The 17,594-nt window shown below is 44.8% G+C and carries 13 protein-coding genes and 1 pseudogene; 8 read left to right on the top strand and 6 right to left on the bottom strand.

Translation table 11 applies throughout. The annotated features are described in order from the left end of the window. Positions 1-78: 78 nt before the first annotated feature. From QUB44_RS18480 to QUB44_RS18465, 4 genes are read left to right on the top strand one after another with little or no spacing between them, the layout of a single operon-like run. A complete protein-coding gene (locus QUB44_RS18480; RefSeq protein ID WP_333369762.1) occupies positions 79-807 on the top strand; it encodes a DUF6884 domain-containing protein in 729 nt (242 codons plus the stop codon). Beyond that, positions 804-2,303, top strand: coding sequence for a DNA double-strand break repair nuclease NurA (locus QUB44_RS18475; RefSeq protein ID WP_333369761.1), 1,500 nt, complete (start codon positions 804-806; stop codon positions 2,301-2,303). The genes QUB44_RS18480 and QUB44_RS18475 overlap by 4 nt, the downstream gene beginning before the upstream one ends. 15 nt (positions 2,304-2,318) lie before the next feature. Beyond that, the gene (locus QUB44_RS18470) at positions 2,319-4,121 is read left to right on the top strand and encodes an ATP-binding protein (protein WP_333369760.1); all 1,803 of its coding nucleotides are present in this window, start codon (positions 2,319-2,321) and stop codon (positions 4,119-4,121) included. A 5-nt stretch (positions 4,122-4,126) separates the two neighbouring features. Beyond that, positions 4,127-5,179 carry a hypothetical protein gene (locus QUB44_RS18465; RefSeq protein WP_333369759.1) on the top strand — a complete coding sequence of 351 codons (1,053 nt, stop codon included), beginning with the start codon at positions 4,127-4,129 and terminating at the stop codon, positions 5,177-5,179. Between the two features lie 245 nt (positions 5,180-5,424). On the opposite strand, the gene QUB44_RS18460 is transcribed toward QUB44_RS18465, so the two are convergent. Together QUB44_RS18460 and QUB44_RS18455 are read right to left on the bottom strand one after the other, a co-directional pair. Beyond that, positions 5,425-5,760: a DUF5615 family PIN-like protein gene (locus tag QUB44_RS18460; protein WP_333369758.1), complete on the bottom strand. Its 336-nt coding sequence runs from the start codon at positions 5,758-5,760 to the stop codon at positions 5,425-5,427. Continuing rightward, entirely contained in the window at positions 5,753-6,073 is a 321-nt protein-coding gene (locus QUB44_RS18455; protein WP_190655942.1) for a DUF433 domain-containing protein, read from the bottom strand. Before QUB44_RS18455 ends, QUB44_RS18460 begins: the two co-directional genes overlap by 8 nt. 318 nt (positions 6,074-6,391) lie before the next feature. Between QUB44_RS18455 and QUB44_RS18450 the strand changes: the two genes are divergently transcribed. The 4 genes from QUB44_RS18450 to QUB44_RS18435 all read left to right on the top strand — a co-directional run bounded on the left by QUB44_RS18450 (position 6,392) and on the right by QUB44_RS18435 (position 10,564). Further along, positions 6,392-7,507 (top strand): SPFH domain-containing protein, encoded by a 1,116-nt coding sequence (locus tag QUB44_RS18450; protein WP_333369757.1) that lies wholly within the window; start codon positions 6,392-6,394, stop codon positions 7,505-7,507. A 424-nt stretch (positions 7,508-7,931) separates the two neighbouring features. After that, positions 7,932-8,246, top strand: a complete 315-nt coding sequence (locus QUB44_RS18445) for a YkvA family protein (RefSeq protein WP_333369756.1) — start codon at positions 7,932-7,934, stop codon at positions 8,244-8,246. A 143-nt stretch (positions 8,247-8,389) separates the two neighbouring features. After that, complete coding sequence (lpxD, locus tag QUB44_RS18440) at positions 8,390-9,430, top strand: UDP-3-O-(3-hydroxymyristoyl)glucosamine N-acyltransferase (RefSeq protein WP_333369755.1); 1,041 nt, start codon at positions 8,390-8,392, stop codon at positions 9,428-9,430. Between the two features lie 249 nt (positions 9,431-9,679). Beyond that, a complete protein-coding gene (locus QUB44_RS18435) occupies positions 9,680-10,564 on the top strand; it encodes a CPBP family glutamic-type intramembrane protease (protein ID WP_333369754.1) in 885 nt (294 codons plus the stop codon). Here QUB44_RS18435 and QUB44_RS18430 read toward each other — a convergent pair. From QUB44_RS18430 to QUB44_RS18415, 4 genes and pseudogenes are all read right to left on the bottom strand, one after another. Further along, the gene (locus QUB44_RS18430) at positions 10,549-12,387 is read right to left on the bottom strand and encodes an alpha-2-macroglobulin family protein (protein WP_333369775.1); all 1,839 of its coding nucleotides are present in this window, start codon (positions 12,385-12,387) and stop codon (positions 10,549-10,551) included. The two genes, QUB44_RS18435 and QUB44_RS18430, sit on opposite strands and share 16 nt — an antisense overlap. After that, a pseudogene (locus QUB44_RS18425) lies at positions 12,361-13,554 on the bottom strand (Hsp70 family protein); the annotation flags it as partial. The gene QUB44_RS18430 and the pseudogene QUB44_RS18425, both read right to left, overlap by 27 nt. A gap of 1,731 nt (positions 13,555-15,285) precedes the next feature. Next, the gene (cbiE, locus tag QUB44_RS18420) at positions 15,286-16,590 is read right to left on the bottom strand and encodes a precorrin-6y C5,15-methyltransferase (decarboxylating) subunit CbiE (protein WP_333369753.1); all 1,305 of its coding nucleotides are present in this window, start codon (positions 16,588-16,590) and stop codon (positions 15,286-15,288) included. Between the two features lie 257 nt (positions 16,591-16,847). Beyond that, a complete protein-coding gene (locus QUB44_RS18415; RefSeq protein ID WP_333369774.1) occupies positions 16,848-17,588 on the bottom strand; it encodes a DUF1868 domain-containing protein in 741 nt (246 codons plus the stop codon). Positions 17,589-17,594: the final 6 nt, after the last annotated feature.

The raw sequence follows: 17,594 nt of genomic DNA, 5'->3' as shown, positions 1-17,594 counted from the left end.
ACTTCATCAGGCTAGTTGTAAAGCAAGAAATAGAATAATGTGGTAAATAACATGAATAATATATAGTGAGTTCTGAATTTGCGACATCTGCTAATTTTGGCTTGCTCGCAGCGTAAACGTTCGGATGCTGATTCGCTGCCTGCTATTGAGCGCTATGATGGCCCAACATTCCGTTTGCTGCGTCGTTTTCTGCGGAAACAACCATCAGCACCGTTAGAGATATATATTTTGTCAGCTAAGTTTGGCTTGATACCGAGTGACTATCTGATTCCAAATTATGACCAACGAATGACAAAAATGCGATCGCGCCAACTGCAACCAGAGGTGATTGCTAAACTCAAACATATCCTCAACGCCAAGCCATATCAACAACTTTGCATTTGTCTGGGTCGAGATTATTTCCTTGCACTGGATAAATACGATATGCTAATTAAATCAGGATTAATTGTGCGAGTTGCCACAGGCTCATTAGGCAAAAAGCTGTCAAGTTTACATGATTGGTTATACGGGAAGCCCCCGGAACTCTCTCCCAGTTGGCAGGCTGCTGCTCCGGCAGGGAAAGCCAGTCTTAAAGGGATTGAGGTTGTGTTGACACCAGCACAAGTGCTTGATGTAGCACGTCAGGCGTTGGTGGAAGGCAAGGGCAAGCCTGGTTGTTACCAGGCTTGGTATGTGTTAGTTGGCGATCGACGAGTATCGCCGAAGTGGGTGGTGAGTCTCTTGACAGGATTGCCTGTCAGTGATTTTCATTCAAGTGCGGCTAGGCGAATGCTAATCCAGTTAGGTATTGAAGTGAGGAGTGAATGAATCACCAAGACAGTCAGGATGACAGTTTAACAGAGCAAGGAGTGATAACGGATTTACAAAATCAGCCTCACTTGATGATTAAGCTGCAGGAAAATGCGCTTCTTGTTGCGGAGAGTCTGCGAGATAACTATTTCGCAAATACGGCCAAATTTGTTACAATCCTGCGACGCGCAATGCGCGAAGCCGATTTGGGAAAAAGAGAACAAATCCTTAATGCTAAAGCCATCAACGATCTAGATTGGGAGAAGGTTCAGGGTGAGGTTGTCACCTTTATTGATGGGGGTCTTGGTCAAGTTCAAATGTCAAGTCCAGTTCCTATTCTGCTACGAGTAGGTTCTTATCGTGTACGAACTGGTGAACGTAATCTTGCTGAACGCGAACAGTTTGGTTATTATCCCGTTATTCTTGGCGATTTAGAAGGGGGTAGTAAAGAACGCAAAGATTTCCCTGATATTGTACGAATTACTGCCGAACTTTTAGGTGGTCTATCAGCTTTAAAACGGACACCTGATTTACGACTCTTAATGTTTCATGGTCCTCTAGTTTACATGATGAGTGCCTATGCTGGACATACTCCTTTTACGGAAAAAGATATTGACCTTTTTTTGAGTCAGTACGCACAAGAACCTGAAGGAATTCAACAGATCAAAGAAGAATTTCTCAATGAAGCAGAACTAGAAATATATCCTAAACTTGCTCCAGATCGTTGTGATGAGTGGATAGAAAAAAGGCTTTTTGAACCCCTTTCGTGGATAGCTTTTTTATATCGTCAATTGATAAAAGAAGCTAAAAAACGCCAGCCAAAAACTATCATTACTGGTGTCGTTGAGCGAGGTGAATTGCGGGAGTTTAGTGAGACTATCCTCCTAGACAGGATATTTCAAGGTTTAAGAAAGAACAAAAACACAAACTACTTTAATGAGTTATATGGACGTAAAGATCTCAAATCACCGAAAGTCTTATTAGACAGACTAGGCTATACAGATGCTCTCCTACTATCGATGTTGCTGGAACCTGGTCAGTTTTCAGAACCTTGGGAAATCAAAAATAAATATGCCGGACTAACTAAAGGTAAAATTTCCTTGCCTGATGAGTCTTATACAACAGATGCAGATTGGAGTTGCCTGAAATCATCTAATAATAAAATTGGATTTCCTAAAGTTCAAGGGTGCTATGTAAAAGTTTCCGAAACTACTGAACCATTTAGAGTAGAAGTTTTTGCGGATTTAGGTAAAGACCAGATTATAGAAGCTGCTCGACGCGCTTATTTGTATGCTCGTGTGCTGCCTGGATATGCTTTTCCAGTAGGATTAGACATTGCTGACAAATACGCTAAAATTCCCAACTGGCTAACTGAGTCTTATAGTAAGCTAATAAAGTATCATTTGAGTGTTAGCTTGCAAAATGGACAGATTACTGACGCTCAAATGCGACGCATCATAGTTCAGTCAATTTACATGACCAAGCGGGATTGGTTATTCCGTCCTAACGTTTAGAAGAGAACAAAATTTATGGCAACATCTGCAAAAAACACATCGCCATCAAACAATCCAGATCCTAATTCTGTTTTACCTACTCGTTATGTCGGCACGTTGGTAGGCGAAAGTACAAGCCGCCAGTTTCGACTAGCTGTAGCGCCTGAAGCTGTCCGCGAACAAGATATCATCGCTGTAGATGCACAATTGCGTCAATCAGAAAATAATTTAAATGTAGAACAAATTCGTATTTGGGCTAAGGTTCAAACGATTGAACGAATAAATCCTTTTTTCCCAAGTGAAGCAGGACATGAGTTAGCTGCTACCCGGACAAATCCATTTGATACAGTGCTTTCATTAAGCCAAGAAATGGTGACGGCAGTTTGTCAAGTATTAGGCGCTGAACCTTTAAATGGTAGGGGAGGTGGTAAGCTAAACAAACTTCGTTATCCTCCTAAACCGGCTTCAACTGCTTACCGCCCTGAATCACCAGACATTGCTCGCGTGGTTCTTGGGGAATTACAAGACAAGAAAAATCGTGCATTAGACATTGCTACTCTTTCCAACCGTTCTGAAGTAAATGTCACAGTAGATGGTCATGCCATTGTCACCCGTCACCTAGCAATTTTAGCCATGACTGGTGCTGGCAAAAGTTGGACAGCGCGGCGAGTTATTGAGCAGTTGGCAGCCAAAAATTATCCCATAGTTATATTTGACCCTCATGGAGATTATACAGGTTTAGCAGATGTTCCAGCTTTGAAAGAAAGGGTACATCGTTACTACGCTCAATTTCCCGTCTTTGAGCAAGATACGGAAACAGTCATAACTGTTGTAGAAGCCTTGGGATGGCCTCTAGCCAATACACATCGTATGATGTTTGACGATCTTTTCAAGGGAGCGAAAACTTTTATTTCGACAGACTCAGAAGGATTGAAAAAACGCAGCAAATGGCTCAGCGATTACTTAGGAAACCAAAATATATCAACGTATGGACTGAAATCCAATCTATTTTTCTTAGCTGATTTTGTACAAGCTGTTGTCAAAGCTAACAAGACCCAAGACAGTGAGGCAGTTGACCAAATTATAGAATGGAGTGATCGAGAACAATTAAAAGTTACAAAACAAGTAGCTGGTTGGTTAGAGAATTTACCTAATAACCTACGAGTATCTGCCAAAAAACTCAAGGGTATGGAAGACATCAGTAAGAAAGTTGCAAAGACTACTGAACCTCTTCCATCTGACCGGACTGAACTTGTTCGGTATGGAGAAGTTAGTATTATTGCATTGGCTGGATATAGTGGCGATTTCCAAGCCACAATATATAGCCTAGTTGCTAATAGTATCTTTGAGGCTCGTGTTCAAGAAAAATTAAAAATGCCAGTTTTGTTACTTCTTGAAGAAGCACATAACTTTGTTCCATCCCGTGCGAACAGCATCGCTGAACAACATTCAATCAATGTTACTAAGCAAATCGCTCAAGAAGGCCGTAAATTTGGCGTTGGTTTGATTTTAATTAGTCAGCGCCCTTCCCGACTGGATGAAACCACTCTCGCCATGTGTAACTCATACATCATCATGCGTATGGTTAACCCTGCTGACCAAAGCTTTGTTCGTAAGGTGATCGAAAGTTTAGGTGAGGAAGAAGTAAAGATGCTTCCAGATTTAGAAAATGGTGAAGCAATTCTATCTGGACAACTTACGAGCTTTCCTGTCCTGGTAAAAATAAAAGAACCTGCTTCCAAAGGCGAACGAGAAGAAAAAGATGCTTTCGATGCTTTGGAGGAAGCCAACTCGGAAAACTCTCATAAAGCAAAATATTCCAAACAGACAAAGGGATAAACTATTTGGAAATCGTTGCTGGTATCAGTTTAAAGGGAATAAAACCGCGTGTATGGGATAGAACCTCAGAATATTACCTTCCCCAACTACACGCGGTAATGATTTCCTACGCCGATTTTCACAAAATGCCTAAACGCAGGCGTGAGGCAATGGAAAAGGGACTGCACGAATCTCTGGGTATTCCTACTCAGGTTAAAATTTATCTTGATAACGGTGCTTTTTACTTTATAAAACGTGATGGTGAAACGCCAAGAAAAGAGTATGAAGAGTTTGTAGAAAAAGCTAAACCAGACTGGTATCCAATTCCTCAAGACTTTATTCCTACTCCCAAAATGACATTTAAGGAGCAGAAACAATGTTTCAAGCGCACAATGGAAATGAATCTAGCTTATAAAGACTATCCATCATACATTCCTGTTATTCACATTAGCGAATTGCTTGAAGAGTATGTAAATGAAATCAAGGCACATAAGGAATTCTTAGCAAAACCATATATTGCTTTGGGTGGGATTGTACCAAATTTACTACGCGCTCCTAAAGCACTACCTTATCAGAAAATTCTATCTAGCATTCAACATATACGCGAAGAATTTAAGAATACAAAACTTCATGTTTTTGGCATTGGTGGCACAGCAACTATACATTTAGCCGCTTTATTGAGGATTAACTCAGTAGACTCAAGCGGTTGGCGCAGTCGGGCGGCGCGGGGGATGATACAATTGCCTGGAACCGGAGAGCGAATAGTGGCTCCTTTAGGTAACTGGAGGGGTCGTCAAGTCAGTCAAGAAGAAGAAAAAAAACTAGAGGAATGTCTCTGTCCAGCTTGTCGTCAGTATAAATTAGATGGACTTAAAATAAATGGTATGGAAGGTTTTTGTAATCGAGCTACTCATAACTTGTGGATACTACTGGAAGAGGCTCGACTGATTGAAGAACATTTATATAATAGTGGAGATTATAAGGAGTGGTACAAGGGACACTTAGATAACACCATTTATCGTCCACTGATTGCTAAAATAGTTGAAAATTTGGAAGGCCGAGAAGTTAATGAAAACTAAAGCGAAGCGCACTGAAGTTAATAACTTTGATGAATAAATTGAACTAACTCGCTAGAATTAAGAGTTGATGGCATTTCTCAACGAGCGCGGACAACAAACAAAAACCTTTTCAGCAGTAGAAGTACGAGCTAGGCTGGGGTTAACAAGCAGTGAGCAAATCGAGATGCGATCGCCCCTCTCCCCTCCTCAATCTTAAAGTACGATCGCCCTTATTTTCCGTGCATTGCGATCGCGTTACAATAATGTCAAATATATTCAATCCTCCCGATCATTTCTTCAGGTGTATAGACTTCATAAATTAAAATCAAACTACGGATAATCTCGCCAATAGAACGAGAATTAGGAGGACAATAGACAATTCCCGGATAATCGCTGGTATCACTTGCCATAATTAGAAAATCATCATCGTGAGTTAATATCACGCGCTGCTCTTCGCGAATAAACGCTAGGTGTGACTCATCGCTTTTAGTACGCAACCCTGCATCAACTGTTGTCGTCACATCTATCCCGTAACGACGTAAACCGCGCGCAATATTAGAGTCAATATGTTCGTCTAAATGAAAACGAATTTGCTCACTCACCTCTAATTGCCCTCAATTTTTCTTGTAACGGAGATGGTGGACTATTACGCTTTAATTCTTCCACAATAGCTCGACTTTCAGCAGTGTGACGATCGATTTCTTCTCGACGATCGTAATAATAGGTCATTGCAGCATGAACAGAGGCAAGTGGTAAGTCATACTTGCCGGCAATTTCTTCTATAGAAATCCCCATTTTGAGATACATTTCGGCGATGTGTGCTACAGCAATTCGATGACCGGCAATGCACGGCTTACCGCCAAGCACCCCAGGCGTGATTTCAATATGTTCTGTGATGACGGATTCCTTAGACATTATAGTTAAAGGCTATTAATTGGTAATTTTTAAGCTCTTTAATATTAGCACAAATAGTCACAGTTACAGGAAATTGTAGGGTACGTCAGACATTAATTCTTTCGATTTCAACAGGTTTGAAGGATCAGACGCACCCTACGGACAGTATTTCGATCGCCCCCACCATCAACTAGATGCAAGCTAGATCCAGTCCGGCCTGAATCGGGGGGAGTCCAGAAGTATAGAATAGAGGTTGCGGAACCGGCACACCGCCCGATCGCTCGCCCCCAGCAATTTGTTACCCTAAAAATAGAATCTCCCCTCCTTCAACTCCCTCCCATGAACAACGCTTCTCCCCTGATTCAAACGATAACTCCAGAACGCTGGGCCGGGTTTAGTATGGACTTTATAGGGGCGGGTTACACGGGTTTGTTGGTCAAAAACGGCCGCGCCGTGCGTACCCTGAAATCCGGGCGGCATTTCAGCTTTGCCCTTCCCCTGCTGGAACAGTGTCAAATTGTCGTCGTAGACACCAAACTCCGCAATTTGGATGTACAGTCGCACGGAGATTTTTTGTCTAAGGATCGATTTTTAATTGATGCCACTCTGACTGTTATTTATCAAGTTATAGATCCGAAACGGGTAGCTTTGGAACTGTCCGATCCTATAGCTGTTTTAGCAAGTGCAGTTAAGGATTGTATGGGATTAGCGATCGGGCAAATACCCCTACAACAGCTTATCAGTCAAGGACGGCTGTTGCTGCGGCAAAATTTGCTCGATCGCGTCCAAGATTTTTATACCCTAGGTTTTAACTTAGAAGACGTGCGAATTGGCGATGTCAGCTTTCCCGAAACCAATGGAGTTATTCGCCAAGTTGAGGGAATGAGTGCCCGACAGGAAGCAGAAAATGCCGCCGCCCTGCAAATGAGAATTGCCGAAGCAGGCCGTCCGATTGTTCCTCAATCTCCCGTACAGCAGTTAAACTTAATTTCAGGTAATTCTCCTGCGAGTCTTCCAGCTTCTGACACAGCAGCGGGGTTCGATCGAGATTTACAACAACTAACACAACAACTTGCTCAAAACAGCCTTCCTGCTGGGAGAAATCCTCCCCAACTTGCACCAACCGTACTCGCAAGCAGCGATCGCCAAACAACCGCATATTTAATCTACAAACTTTCTGGAGAGGCGATCGCTTTAACGGCCAATCCTTTTACAATTGGACGCGAACCAACCAACACTTTAGTATTACAAGATCCGCAAAGTTCGCGCTACCACGCTCAAATCCGCCGGGCCACTGACGAAATTGGCAAACAGCGATATCAGCTTGTCGATAGCGGCAGTTCCAACGGCACTTTTGTGGGGGGGCAGAGGCTGGCTGCTAACGAGCCTTTTTGGCTGCCAAATGGCTGCGAAATTGCGATCGGCGACCAAAAATGGATCTTTCAAAATTCGTGAGTGAGAGATATGAAGATTTTTTTAAACAGCAGATAAACACAGATAAGTCCCATCGGCGTTCATCGGTGTTTATCTGCTGACATCTGCGGTTGAAAAATCCCAATCTAAGTAACTTGCTTTAATCACGATATACAAGTAATAGATTCCGAATCTACCGTCAACAATATGAATGTTTTTTTAAACCGCAGATAAACCCAGATAAACGCAGATAAACGCAGATAAATTCCATCGGCTTTCATCTGTCAGGTTTCTGTAGGGGCGTTGTCAAGACTCCCCGCCCTTCCGACACAGCTTGACAACTTCTCCCTCCCCAATTCCCAATACTCCCAGGTAGAATTCTCTTCCCAACCCTAGGGGGGATATCTCCACAAGCGTTTCGAGCGAGAATTTGTCAAGATTAAAAATATAAGTAGAGGACAACCCCATGAACTTTTCTATACAATCTGTTTACAACTGGTACCGCGACACCCTCCGCAACCCCAAATACCGCTGGTGGATTATTCTGGGAACGCTGGCATATCTGGTAAGCCCGATCGACATTGCCCCAGACTTTCTCCCCGTCGTCGGACAAATTGACGATGTGGCAATTGCTGTGCTACTGATTTCCGAAGTTTCGCAAATGGCGATCGACTATTTTAAATCCCGCCAAACAGAGACAGCTTCAGCATCCGAAGCCACCGGCAGCCCTTCTGAAGCCAAAGGCAGCACAGTTGACGTAGATGCAGTTTCTGTACAATAATTGCCAAAAATAATCGAGCGCTACAACCCCGACTTCTTCAAGAAATCGGGGTTTTTGTTTTTTAAATGGCAACTGCTCAGATCGTGCTCCAAAGCTGGTAATTTTAACTATGGTCAATCTGTGTTAACAACAAATTTTTATAGATGAAGTTTAGCGAAATAGTAGAAAAACTTAACTTAGCCACCAGTCGCACCCTCACAGCGTCGGTTGCTACCGATCGAGAAATTACAGGCCCCGCCCCAGTCGATGAAGCCGAATCGGGCAAAATAAGTTACATAGAAGGAGCTAAATTTGCATCTCATGTCACCTCGACAAATGCTTCGGCGTTAATTTTGCCCTTAGATGAAAGCCTCCAAGCTCAATGCGACGATCGCAACATCGCTTGGATTGCCGCAGCAGATCCGCGATTGTTATTTGCTCAAACGATCGCCATTTTCTATCAACCGTTTCGCCCAGCATCCGAAATTCATCCCTCAGCCGTCGTTCACCCCTCAGCAGAAATTGGTGAAAATGTCTATATCGGCCCCCACGCCGTTATTCAAGCAAAAGTCAAAATTGGCAGCAACGTTTGCATTCACCCAAATGTCGTAATTTACCCAGATGCGGAAATAGGCCCCGGCACAGTTTTACACGCTAACTGCGTCATTCACGAACGTACTCGCATCGGGGCAAATTGCGTGATTCACAGCGGTGCGGCGATCGGTTCCGAAGGTTTTGGGTTCGTGCCGACAGCCACAGGATGGGTGAAAATGGAGCAGTCTGGCTGCACTGTATTAGAAGAGGGCGTTGAGGTTGGCTGCAACAGCACGATCGACAGGCCCGCTGTCGGAGAAACCCGCATCGGCCAGAATACAAAAATCGACAATTTAGTACACGTAGGTCACGGCTGTCAAGTAGGAAAAAATTGTGCGTTTGCCGCTCACGTTGGCATGGCCGGCGGGGTAAAAATTGGCAACAATGTAATTTTGGCAGGTCAAGTGGGAATTGCTAATCAAGCCAAAATCGGAGATGGGGCGATCGCCACTGCTAAAGCCGGAATTCACAGCGACGTGCCCGCAGGTGCGATCGTGACGGGCGTTCCAGCAATTCCCCACAAACTATTTCTCAAAGCCGCAGCCGTCTACAACCGCTTGCCCGAAATGTACCAATCTTTGAGGCGAATTCAGCGCAAGCTCGATCGGTAATCATTAGTCATTAGTCATTAGTCATTAGTCATTAGTCATTAGTCATTAGTCATTAGTCATTAGTCATTAGTTATTAGTTATTAGTCCTTAGTCATTAGACATCTCCAATAATTCTTGTGGAACAGGCATCCTGCCTGTTCAAGACTGGCTTTTCACTTCTATGTCTATTAGACATCAGTCATCAGTCAACAGTCAACAGTCAACAGTCAACAGTCAACAGTCAACAGTGTTATGGTTGCAACCTTTTAAATGTGGAATCACCTAAACAACCTGCGATTGATGTCGCCGTCAATACCAGCAATTGTCAAAATAATCTTATTTTTCTCAACTTGGATTGTTTTGTGGCTTCCCGCAGCGACTGTACTGGCGATCGCCCTCAAATGGCATCCACCCCAACCCCTGGGAAACAAAAAACTACCTTTACTCGCTTCCCTCTACCTGATTGTTCCCTTCATTGTATGGGCGACAAGTTGGATCGAAAACACATCTTTTGCCAACTGGGGTTGGGATTGGCAACCCGCAGTTTTGATGTCTTTACTGCGGGGATTAGGATTAGGAATAGTCAGCTTAGTAATTTTATTCGGGCTGCAATTAGCCGCAGGCTGGATCGAGCTACAAAAAAGCGAAAATTCCACCGAAACAGGCGAAAAAAAAATTAATCCTTGGGCCTTAATCCTTAGCCCTTCTAGTCTGCTGACTCTGTTATTAGCACTGTGGATTAGCGCCACAGAAGAGTTAATCTTTCGCGGCTGCTTGCAAACAATCCTCCAGCAAGATTACTCAGTGCTAATCGCAGCAGCGATCGCCAGTTTCATTTTCGCGATCGCCCACCTAATTTGGGCCGCCAAAGAAACCCTACCGCAACTCCCCGGATTGTGGCTGATGGGGATGGTTTTAACATTAGCCCGCATCGCCGACAATGGTAGTTTAGGATTGGCGATCGGCATCCACGCAGCTTGGATTTGGGGTATAACTACCGTAGATACAGAAGGCGCAATTAAACCCACAGGCCGCGCACCGGAATGGATTACAGGAATAGCAGCAAAACCCCTAGCCGGTGCCGCCGGAATTCTGCTACTGCTAGCAACAGCAGCCTTACTGTCAATAGTCATTGGTTATCAACCACCAACTTGAACGCGCAACAATCCAGAATTACCAGTTTCTTCATCATTAAACATATTCCTTACCACCGCGCGCCAATGTTCGCCAGCAGGTGAAGTGTAACCAGTGACTCGCAGCGGAATTTTGATAGTTTTTTGACCGCAAAAGTCTACTGAAAATCGTTTGACTTCGCCTCCTCCTTCCAAACGAGAAAGTACAGGCGGCAAACATACTTGGAGTAACAAACCCGGTTGGTAAGATTCCACTTCGGCAATTAGTTCAACAGTATCACCTGGTTGTAGAAAACTATTCGTTTTGCTCAATTGAATTTTGACTGGTATATCTGCGGCAAAGGTACTCCAATCTTCGATCGCAATACCCTTCATATCAACTAAAGCTGTACCTTCTTTGAGAGCGATCTCCTCCATTTTTTCAGTGCTGAAAACCTGCTCTGATTCCAGGGCACGCATTTCACCTTCCTGCAGGGCATAGACAGTACCATTCAAATTGATTCCCGCGGCTTGCAAAGCAGTCATTAAAGCAATCATCCCTACCGAATCCACAGTAGAATATAAACGACCATCGCCATTTAGACAGCGTGCAAGTTGGTTGACAGTATTTAAAGCCGATCGCAAATCGGAATTCTCCCCCGCCATTAACAAAACCGTCGCACAGTAAGCTTGTTCGCTGCGGTTGATGACATTATTCTGATGCGTTGTTTCTGGAGTTTTTAGGTAACTGCGAGCATATAACAAAGCTTCATTTCTGGTAGAAGCAAGCCGCATGAAAGAGCGGTAAGCATCGCGCCCGCTGGCAATTTGAGTTGGGATCGTTGGCAAATGATAGGCTGCGGCTGCACCTTCACCAATGGCGATCGCACTTCGCAACGCAGACTCAAGTTCCAGATCGCTCTTAACCGCTGCTAAACCAAATAAAGACTCGCCGATCGTAGCTAAATCGCATAGATGTTGGGCAGCTATTCTACCCCAATAATCATTTGCTTGAGCATTACTCCCTTCCCATTCTTGCGGAGGGTATAAAGCTAATCCTTTTCCCGGCAAATACATCTTTTGTTCTCGCGCCACCCCAGCTATAATTACATTGCGTAGCTTCGCCGCATCGCCTCCTGCTGTTAGGGAAGCAACCGCAGCCAGAAGCTTAGCAGCCGTTTGTTCGCAGCAGTGATGTTCGTAATTGGTAGTTGCATCGCACAGCAAGTTAAAAGGCTTTTCCAAACAAGATAAAACTCGCAATTCCCATACTTGGTGCGATCGCAAATCAAAAGTTTCACCAGCCCGCAATAATTGAAAGCGCTGTGCTACTTCTTCAAACTTACCGAGTTCACCAACAGTACGCACGCAAACATCATAATCCTGAGTAACTAAATCCTGCACTTCGGCCCGCCACTCACCAGGCTGTGCTTCAAAAATTACCTTAGCTTGCTTGCTTTGGTAAATGTTGGGTGCGATTTGTTCCGCATCAAATAAACTGAATTCAACCGGCACACCGTTACAAAATAACCGCAACCCGAATTTCCCGCTAGCACACTTTACATATAAAGTTGCTAGACTTTTATCGCCCGGATAAATGAATTTAGGTAGCTTAAATTCCGCCCAAACAGGTAGGGAAACCTCCAAACGCTTTTTGACACTGCACCATTCTGTACCAGACTGAGACATAGCAAATGCCTCAATATTATAGGAAGTAATAGCATCTGGTAATTTGAAACTAACCTCAGCCTTACCCAATTCATCGGTGCGAACAATACCGCAGTAAGCTACATCAGCAAAGTCAGTGCGCGGCAATAAGTTTCCATTAGTGCGATCGGGCAAATCTAGCAATAATAGGTCACGCACTTCTCCAGAAAGAAAACTCGCCTGAATCGCAGCACCGAAAGCCACCGCTTCATTCGGGTTGATGCTCTGCTGAGGTTCTTTATTCAGCATTTGCCTGACTAACGCTTGAACTGCCGGAATTTGGGTAGAACAGCCAACTAAAACAACTTCATTAATTGCAGATTTGTCGAGTTTGGCCTCGCGGATGGCGTTTTCTACGAGGATGCGGTAGCGATCGATCGAATCCGAGCAGAGTTCTTCAAACTTGGCCCGCGTCAAAGTCGTGTCCAAGTGTTTTGGGCCGTCTGGAGTCACGGTAATACACCCCAAGTTGATTTCAGCTTGGGTAACGCTCGACAGTTCTATTTTGGCTTTTTCTGCTGCTTCTGTCAGACGTTGCAGTGCTTGTTTGTCTTTGCGGAGGTCAATTCCTTCGGCTGTTTGGAATTCGTTTGCGATGAAATCGACAATTTTCTTGTCGAGTTCATCGCCTCCTACATCAGCCTCCTCGGCGGTGGCTAACACTTCAAACACCCAATCGCCAACTTCTAGAATCGACACATCCAACCCGCTACCGCCGAGGTCAAACACCAAGATAGTTTCGTTAGACTTTCTGTCCAACCCGTAAGCTAAAGAGGCCGCTGTAGGTTCGTTAATGATTCTCAATACTTCAATTCCAGCAAGTTTGCCAGCATCTTGAGTAGCTTGACGTTGAGCATCATTGAAATAAGCGGGAACTGTAATTACAGCTTGAGTTACTTTTTCTCCCAAGTATTTGCTAGCATCTTCAATCAGTTTTCGGATTATTTCCGCTACTATTTCCTGCGGTGTCAATTGTTTGCCTAAATTCGGACAATTAAGCTTGATATCGCCGTTGAAATTGGCCATTTGGTAAGGTAATCGACTGGCTTCGCTGACGACTTCATCATCATATTTGCGTCCGATGAAATTTTTGAGCGAATGAAAGGTATTTCCCGGGTTGAGTGCAGCTTGACGTTTAGCTTCCTCACCCACAAGGCAACTTCCATTTTTAGTATAAGCAACCACAGAAGGAATGCTAGCGATCGCAGTAACTTGACCGTACTGCTTAATAGCTACCTTTGAGTGAGTTGCACCCAAGTCAATGCCGACTACTTTGCTGCCTCTGAAACGACGCCATTCAGGGTGTTGTGTTAGCTTTTGCGTAATATAGCCTGAAGTTGCCCAATTACTTACTTCTTGTAACTCTTCCTTGAGTGAGGCGGCGAGACGTTCTTCAGGACTCGCACCAGTTAAGCGGCTATCCCGCACTCGCAGGTAAACGGCTGCGGCTTTGTCGGCGGTAAGACTCAGTTCCACGATTTCGCCCGGACTAGCAGTTGCAGGCGCGGTAACAGCTAGCTGTGCTTTTGAAGGAAAAATTAATGTTGACCAGCCTTCCCAAGCTTTATCTTCTATCCAAGCGGCAATAGCTACCAAACCAACAGGTGCGGGGACTTCAATATCTATTTCCTGTCCGCAAAAAACATCGCCTAAGTCTTTTTCACAGCAAACATTTCCGTGCAAATCTAATATTAATAACCGCGCTGCTTGTGCTCCTACCATCCACCGCAACTGCATTTGACCGTTAGCGAATGGGGGGTAAACAATCATGGCGGGGGTATTTTTGACGGTGCTATTTTCACTCACGTACAGTCCCCGCACTAACCTAGTTTGCGGTTGCGGCATCATGCTTACTCGCACTTCTCGCCCTAAATTTGAAAGTAAAGTTTCAGATTGCTCTAATTGTTGGGAACCTGGAATCACAACTGTCGCCACTCCATCGAGGTAACCGATCCGCAATTCTAATCTTTTAGTAGTTAAAAATGGGGAATTGAAATTAGCGTCATAAATGCCAACTGTGACGGGTTCTAGTTGCTGTTGACCGAGTTTGTGTTCTCCAATCCACAATTCAACTTGTACGGCTTGATTAAACGGTTGATTAAAACGCTCGACTTGCAGGCGACAATTTAAATTAGATTCCTGCAATTCATGACTCATTAGGGTAGCTTGCAAGGGTGAGAGAACGTATTCAGCCACACTGAAAGGCCATTCAAATTTATTCTTTTGACCTCCCCAGTCTGCCTCGTTTTCCAAGTAAACTCGATAATTGCCTACAGGAAGCTGAGTCAGTTCTACTAAGGTTAGTCCCTCTGCTGCTAACTCGATTTTTTGAGTGCGGTAAACACTCCAATTTTTTTCGATGACTAATTCCACAACTTGCTGTGATGTTGCTTTTTGACTGTTTTTGATTAACCAGTCGGGCGCTATGATGAGTAAACGCACTGAGTCATGAATTGCTTGATAAATTTCCTTATCGGGTAGCAATACAGGGGATTTTTTTAAATGTTGTTGTATTTGTGGCTTAATCTTAAAACCTGGAAAAATCTGACCGTTTGGGACTAAGGAAATAGTGCGCCGTTGCGGTGGGCCGTAGAAGTTTTCGAGTGCAATTTGACAATTTTGAGGATTTTTGGATGGTTTGGAATCAATGAAAGCGAAGGCATTTCCGACTAAAATTCGATCGCCATACTGACGAGCCATTTCTGGGTCGGTAACATAAATATTTAAATTAGACATGGCACTGTTTGAGGGTGAATAAACTGTGTCTATATCTTGGTTTGGCTTTGCGTAAAAACATCAGTGGGAGGTTACTACTTAATGAGTAGAGATTTCCCGATAACTCTTCTCTAAATGATTTTTAAGTTTTATCATTTTTACGTTAGAGTTAAGAATTGCCTTCAGACAGTAGGTTATATGCACGCTTAAATTGCGGATTTGGTATAACCAATTCGTAGCGGTAAGGTGCGCTAGGAGCATACTACAAATAGACTTGAGGCGTAAATCCTACTAGCGTTAATCTGCGCTAATCTGCGTTAATCTGCGGTTAAAATTCAAAGATTAATTCAAGTGTCGATCGATCGTCACAATCGAAACCGGATTCAGCGCGTCAAAACGAGTTGAATTTCCCCCAGCCACAGAACGCGATAACTGCACTTGCATGATTCGGTAACTCCAGTGCGGTTCCCGGCGCACCCGATCGCCAATCCAGCTCAAAACAGTAGCAATATCCTCAAAAGCTTCCATTGCCAGGACGATCAAGCCTCCAGGAAGCAGGCGAAGGGCGCAAACGCCCAAAATTTTAGTCAACCCTCCGCCACTACCGCCAATAAAAATCCGGTGCGGAGGACGCAAGCGGTGCAAGATTTCCGGGGCGGTTCCGTAAATCGAGAACACATTTTGCAGCCCAAAACGGCCGTAGTTGAACTCGATCGCAGAAGTACCAGAAACCGTTTGTTCGATCGCATACACCTCAGACTGCGGGAATAAACGAGCAATTTCGATCGACACAGAACCATTACCAGCACCCACATCCCAGACAACTTGTCCCGGTTGCAAAGCCAATTGTGCCAGCACCAACACCCGCACTTCCCGTTCAACCGTCAAACCAGGCTTGTCGCCACAACCGATAAAAGCTGCATCCGGTATTCCCAACAAAGGCAACTTTTCCAAATCCAAAGGTTCCGTCCCCGCCGGGGACTCCCGCAGCATCACAACCACGCTCAGCGGTGCAAAAGACTCTCTCAGCAAAGCTTCCAGAGACTTGCGGCTTACCCGTTCCTGGGCCGCCCCCAAATTTTCGCAAACCCAAAACTCGTAGCGTGTAGGCAAATCTAGAGCTTTCACCAAACTTGCCAGTACAGCCGGAGTGTGAGCTTCGTCCGCCAGCACCGCAATCTTCTCCACACCGAGCTTCAGCTTCGCCGTCAGCTCCTGAAAATAGCGTCCTTGAGAGCCTACACAATGAGCATCTTGCCAAGGGATTCTCAAGCGATTAAAAGCCAACTGCACAGAACTGACATGGGGGTGAAAAGTCAATTTGTCTGCCGGCAATTGGGCAATTAACAACTTTCCCCAGCCGTAGAACAGCGGGTCGCCGGCCACTAAAATTACGATCGGTTGATCGCGGGGTTCCACCGTCCCTGCTGAGGGTTCTAATTCGGGTTCAGTCGCCCACCAGCGCCGAATTTCCAGAATTGCTTCGGTCAAATCTTCCAACGCCCAGCGCTCTCCGTCGTGCTGGGGAAAATAGCTCAAATGGCGCTCGCTCCCTATTAGCAGAGCGGCCATTTCTACAACCTGCCGCGCCGATTCGCTCAGCCCAGCAGATCCATCTAAACCTATACCAACAACGTGTACTGTCACTTTTTAAGCAAAAAGTAAAAAACCAGAATTACTGATTTTTCCTGGTTTTTCATAAATTTTTTCCTTGACTTTACTGTCAAACAAAAATAATTAAAGCATTTAATAGGCAATATCCTGACTCTTGTCAAAGGGGAGAGAGGAAGAGGGGGCGAGAGAGTGGGAGATGGGGAGATGGGGAGAGTGGAAGATGGAAAAAAATCTTCCTTCTTCCTCCTTCCTTCTTCCCTCTTCCTTCTTCCCTCTTCCTTCTTCGTTCGTTAAAACTCAAAAACAGGCCAGTCTGGTTGCCGGAGGTAGGTAGCCATGTCCTCAAACTTCCGTAGTTCCACTCGGTTTACGGACAGTTCTTGTGGCGTGTCCAGCCATTGCTCGTTTAACTCGGACAGCAAAGCGCACAAGCGATCGCGGTCAAGGTTCGGCCCGGTGTCCCCAAAATAAGCCAGAGTAATGTGTGCCGTAAAATGATATTGCTGTTCAATTCCCAAAGCCATTAAATCGGGATTTTGATAGATCGATCGGCGAAACTCTAGAATTTGCTTGTAAGAGTTTTCGTCCGTCGGTGCCAAACAAACACCCACAGCTCTAGTCATCACCATCAACCCCAGCACTATCCAGCGAATGGGAGGGCCGCCCGCCAAGGGTTTGCAGGCGGCAAAACGATCTGCCATGCGCGAGCGCAGTTGCTCCTCAAATTCGGGATTTTTATCAGAGGCATCTCGAAAAGCGCTGCTCCAAATCAAATCGGCTACGGTTAAATGGAAGCTATCAGGAGGCAGTGCCACGAGCGCACCCTCCCCTATTTCCTGCAATAGCCGTTGTTGGCTCGAGTGCAAATTACTATAAAATGCAGCATTTTCTGCATCTTCCCCGGCAGGAGGCGTAATCACCGAATAACCTGGAAAAGGTACAGGATATCTCCTGCCTGCTTCGTCGGGCTTAAATTTTGGAGATTCCTGAATGTGTTCCACCTGGGACTTGTAAGAGTCCAGCAGCGTCATTCGCGC

The organism is Microcoleus sp. AT3-D2 (assembly GCF_036705715.1).
Lineage (GTDB): Bacteria > Cyanobacteriota > Cyanobacteriia > Cyanobacteriales > Microcoleaceae > Microcoleus.
Note: the sequence above shows the minus strand (reverse complement) of the source record. Positions and strands in the feature narration are given on the sequence as shown.